The sequence below is a fragment of the Micromonospora sp. 4G55 genome (assembly GCF_016803375.1).
Window position 1 is genome coordinate 1 of record NZ_JAEVHN010000479.1, and the last position, 4909, is coordinate 4909.

2 protein-coding genes and 2 pseudogenes are annotated in these 4909 nt (G+C 73.6%); 2 read left to right on the forward strand and 2 right to left on the reverse strand.

Annotated features, from left to right (window positions below; translation table 11 throughout):
* A pseudogene (locus JNW89_RS27780) lies at window positions 1-459 on the forward strand (FAD-binding oxidoreductase); the annotation flags it as partial.
* A gap of 10 nt (window positions 460-469) precedes the next feature.
* On the opposite strand, the gene JNW89_RS27785 reads toward JNW89_RS27780, so the two are convergent.
* Together JNW89_RS27785 and JNW89_RS27790 are read right to left on the reverse strand one after the other, a co-directional pair.
* A complete protein-coding gene (locus JNW89_RS27785) occupies window positions 470-901 on the reverse strand; it encodes a hypothetical protein (RefSeq protein ID WP_238451318.1) in 432 nt (143 codons plus the stop codon).
* A 159-nt stretch (window positions 902-1060) separates the two neighbouring features.
* A pseudogene (locus JNW89_RS27790) lies at window positions 1061-3146 on the reverse strand (SpoIIE family protein phosphatase).
* Between the two features lie 156 nt (window positions 3147-3302).
* On the opposite strand from JNW89_RS27790, the gene JNW89_RS27795 reads away from it, so the two are divergent.
* The coding region (locus JNW89_RS27795; RefSeq protein WP_238451320.1) for a HAMP domain-containing protein at window positions 3303-4909 on the forward strand (1607 nt) is incomplete at its 3' end.

The following is a 4909-nucleotide window of genomic DNA, read 5'->3' on the forward strand; positions in this document are numbered from 1 at the left end:
CGACGTCACCGAGCGGGCCGAGCGGCTGGTGGCCCTCTTCGAGGGCCAGGCGAGCGTGCTCGACGCGGCTCCGCCGTGGTGGCGGCGCTACCCGTTCGGGCCGGGCGACACCGCGTTGCGCATCGAGGTGCCGATCACGACCTGCACGCCGCGGTCTACGCGCTGCGGGACGCGGCCGGCGCTCCGGTCCCGGTGCGCGGCTCCGCCGGCCTGGGCGTGGTGCACGCGGCCCTGCCCGGGGGGCTGTCCGGCGAGCGGGTCGCCTCGATCCTCGCCGCCGTACGCGGGGTGCTGCTCGCCCGGCGGGGGCGGTGCGTGGTGGTCAACGCGCCCGAGCCGGTCCGGCAGGCCGTCGACGTGTGGGGTGAGGCGGCGGTGATTCCCCGGCTGCGGGCGGCGAAGGAGCATCTCGACCCGCACCGGCGGCTCGCCCCGGGCCGCCTGCCCGGCGGGCTCTGAGCGCCGACGGTCAGTCCAGCCACCAGCGCTGCATGTCGTGCAGCGCCGGGGTGAAGCGCAGCACCGTCAGCGCGAGCGTGGTGAGCGTGGCGGCGAGCAGCAGGGCCCGGGCGCGAGGCGGCAGCCGGTCGCGCTCCCGGACCAGTACCTCCGCGGTGTAGAGGGCCAGCGCCGGCCCAAGCACGACTCCCGCGAGATACAGCAGGGACACGGCCAGGTAGAGCCAGGCGAACGGGTTCGCCCCGCTCATCCCGAACGGCACCATGTCCTTCGGGTCGTACTGGCCGGTGACCATCTCCGCCGGGCCCACCCCGACACTGGCCATCCGACCCAGGTAGGCCGCTGTCAGCACGACGAGCGCCCCGGCGAGCACGAGGTGCCCGGCGAGGATGACGCCGACCCGCGGACGGCGTTCCTCGCTGACACCCGCGACATCCGACATGCGGTGACGGTACGCGCATCGACATGCGTGCGATGTCCCTCGCGTCCGGGCTCCCCGGCGGAGGGGGGGTGATCGACTCCGGTTGCGACATGTCGCGCCTTCCGGCGCCCGGCACACCGCGACACGCCGCAAATCGAGTTGATCAGCCGGGCGACGGGCTCAGAGGGCGTCGTTGCGGAGCACCAGGATGGCGATGTCGTCCCGGGGCGTCTCCACCGAGAAGTTGATCGCGGTGGCGCGCAGCCGGGCGGCGACCACGTCGGCCGAGTACCCGGCCAGCGGGGCGGCCGCGTCCCGGAGCCGGTCGACGCCGAACAGCTCCCGGCCGCGCCGGCGCTCGGTCACCCCGTCGGTGTAGAAGACCAGCGAGTCGCCGGCCGCGAGGGGGATCTCCGCCGTCGGCGAGGTGATCGTGTCGATCAGGCCGAGCGCGGTGCCGCCGGTGCCGACGAAGGCGGCGCCCCCSGTGCCGCGCAGCAGCACCGGGCGGTCGTGGCCGGCCAGGTGCAGCGAGACGTCGAGCTGCCCGTACCGGCCCGGCCCGACGGCGGCGAGCGCGAGCGTGCAGTAGCGCCCGCCGCCGCGCTCCACCAGGGTCTCGTTCAGCCGGGCCAGCACCTCGGGCAGCGGCTTGCCGTCGCCGACCAGCACCCGGATCACGTCCCGCACCAGCCCGGTGACCGCCGCCGCCTGCACGCCCTTGCCGGAGACGTCGCCGATCACCACCAGCCAGCGCCCGTCGGGCAGCGGCAGCACGTCGTAGAAGTCGCCGCCGACCTCGGCGTCGTCGCCGGTCGGGACGTACTCGGCGGCGAAGCCGATCCCCTCGACCACCGGCAGCACCGGCGGGAGCAGCGACTGCTGCAGGGTCTGGGCCACCCGGCGCCGCTCGGCGTGGATCCGGGCGTTCTCGATGGCGAGGGCGGCCCGACGGGCCACGTCCTCCAGCACGGCGACCTCGTCCGGGTCGTGCCGGTGCCGCAGGTGCCGCCCCACCGCCAGGGTGCCCAGCCGCTGGCCGCGGGCGATCAACGGAACGGCGAAGCCCTCCATCGGGGGGCCCAGCGGCACCTGCGCGGCGCTGCGGGACGCCTCCCGCAGCCGGGCCTGGACCGAGTCCGGGCCGACCTCCTGGAGCACCTTGTGCAGCTGCGGCAGCATCGACTCGTCGGCGTGGCTGGCGGCGGCCAGCCGCAGCCGGCCCCACTCGTCGGTGGTGTGCACGGCGCACCACTGGCCGAGCCGGGGCACCACCAGCTGCGGGATCAGCGCCATGGTCAGCTCGACGTCCAGCGACTGGGCGAGCAGCTCGCTCGCCTCGGCGAGGAAGGTCAGCCACGCCTGCCGGCGGACGTCCGCCCGGCGCAGCCGGTCGTTCTCCAGGTGCAGCGACAGCCGTTCGGCGGCGAGCACGGCGAGCGGTCGCGCGTACGCCGAGGGGGCCGCGTCCAGCTCCAGTTCCCCGGCGTACGGGCGGTGCACCGCCAACGGCACCTGGAGCAGCTCGTTGCCCGGGCGGGGTTGGCGGCCGTACCGGGCCAGCGGCTGGGTGCCCTGCCCGTCGCCCCGGTCCAGCCGGATCACGCCGCCGGCCGCGCCCACCATCTCGGCGACCCGGGTGAGCAGGTCGGCGGCGAAGTCGGGCAGCGGGTCGTCGGCGTTCGGGTCGGGGCTGGTCTGGGTCAGCTCGCTCATCGCGGCAGCGCTCGGCGCGGAACTCGCCGTCACGGTGCCCTCCCCGCCGTTCGCGGGGACGTGCTCCAGCGCCACCGGGCCGGCCGGGGTGGCACCGGGGCGGTCCAGCCGGAACCAGACCCCCTTGCCGGTGGGCAGGTACGTCGTCCCCCAGCGGCTGGCGAAGTGGTCGACGAGCAGCAGCCCCCCGGCCCCGCTCGGAGACCTCGCCGATGTCCTCGGTGTCGCTGCGGATGCCGACCACCAGTTCGTCCACCGGGCCGGTGGCGAAGTCGGAGACGGTCACGGTGAGCCCGGCCGGGTCGGCGACGACCTCGATGTCCAGTTCGGTGCGGGCGTGCTCCACCGCGTTGGTGGAGAGTTCGGTGGTCAGCAGCAGCGCCTCGTTGAGCAGGTCGTCGAGGTCGGCCTCGGCCAGCACCGAGCGGACCAGCGCCCGGGCAGCGGCCGGCGTACGCCGGTCGGCGGGCAGCCGGACGCGCCGGACGTGCTCGTCCCGGCCCCGGTCCGACGCGGGCCCCGTCTCCGCTGACACCCTCGTATCCTCCATCGCCGTCGGCCGGGTGCCAAGCCGGACGGCGCGGCACGGACGGCGCCACACCGGGCGCGGAGCGCACCTCGCGTCCGTGGCATCGACATCCGCGCGGGCACAATGATGGGATGGCGGCGTGTCGGCAAGCGCCGGTGGCCCCGAGCTGAGCGAGGAATGATGAGCGCGAAACAGTCGGTGACCGCGGATCCGTCCGCTTCCGAGCACGCGGCGCTTCTCGTCGAGCTGGCGGAGGCGCTGCGCCGGGTGCGGGGCGGCGACTTCAAGGTCCGGCTGCCCCGGCGGGCGGGTGCGGCCGGTGAGGTGGCGGACGCCTTCAACGACGTGGTGTCGATCCAGGAGCGGCAGCACCTGGACCTGCGCCGGATCAGCCGGATCGTCGGCCGGGACGGCCGGCTCACCGAACGCCTCGACGAGGAGGGGTTCGACGGTTCCTGGGCGGAGGGGCAGCGGGCGATCAACTCGCTGATCGACGACCTGGGACGGCCGACCACCGAGATCGCCCGGGTGATCGTGGCGGTGGCCGACGGTGACCTCTCCCAGCACATGGCGCTGGAGATCGACGGTCGCCCGCTGCGCGGTGAGTACCTGCGGATCGGCCGCACGGTCAACACGATGGTCGACCAGCTGTCGTCCTTCTCCAACGAGGTGACCCGGGTGGCCCGCGAGGTGGGCACCGAGGGCAAGCTCGGCGGCCAGGCCGACGTCCGGGGCGTCGCCGGCACCTGGAAGGACCTCACCGACTCGGTGAACACCATGGCGTCGAACCTGACCGGCCAGGTGCGGTCGATCTCACAGGTGGCGACGGCGGTGGCCAAGGGCGACCTGTCGCAGAAGATCACCGTCGGGGCGCGCGGCGAGGTGGCCGAGTTGGCCGACACGATGAACTCGCTCACCGACACGCTGCGGCTCTTCGCCGAGCAGGTGACCCGGGTGGCCCGGGAGGTGGGCACGGACGGCAAGCTCGGCGGTCAGGCGGAGGTGCCGAACGTCGCCGGCACGTGGAAGGACCTGACCGACAGCGTCAACTCGATGGCGTCGAACCTGACCGCGCAGGTGCGCAACATCGCCCAGGTCTCCACCGCGGTGGCCAAGGGCGACCTGTCGCAGAAGATCACGGTCGCCGCCCAGGGCGAGATCCTGGAGCTGAAGGACACCGTCAACACGATGGTGGACCAGCTCTCCTCGTTCGCCGACGAGGTGACCCGGGTGGCCCGCGAGGTGGGCATCGAGGGCAAGCTGGGTGGCCAGGCCCAGGTGCGCGGGGTCTCCGGCACCTGGCGCGACCTCACCGAGAACGTGAACCAGCTCGCCGGCAACCTGACCAGCCAGGTCCGCAACATCTCGCAGGTCTCCACCGCCGTCGCGAAGGGCGACCTGAGCCAAAAGATCACCGTCGACGCGCAGGGCGAGATCCTGGAGCTGAAGAACACCGTCAACACGATGGTGGACCAGCTGTCGTCGTTCGCCGACGAGGTGACCCGGGTGGCCCGCGAGGTGGGTACCGAGGGCAAGCTGGGTGGCCAGGCGCAGGTCAAGGGCGTCTCGGGTACGTGGCGGGACCTGACCGACAACGTGAACTCGATGGCGTCGAACCTGACGTCGCAGGTGCGCAACATCGCCTCGGTCACCACGGCGGTGGCGAAGGGTGACCTGTCGCAGAAGATCACGGTGGACGCGCAGGGCGAGATCCTGGAGCTGAAGTCGACGGTGAACACGATGGTGGACCAGCTGTCGTCGTTCGCCGACGAGGTCACCCGGGT

Excerpts from the sequence above, each read along its gene's own strand:
- JNW89_RS27785 (WP_238451318.1), bottom strand. The coding sequence starts at position 901 with ATGTCGGATGTCGCGGGTGTCAGCGAGGAACGCCGTCCGCGGGTCGGC.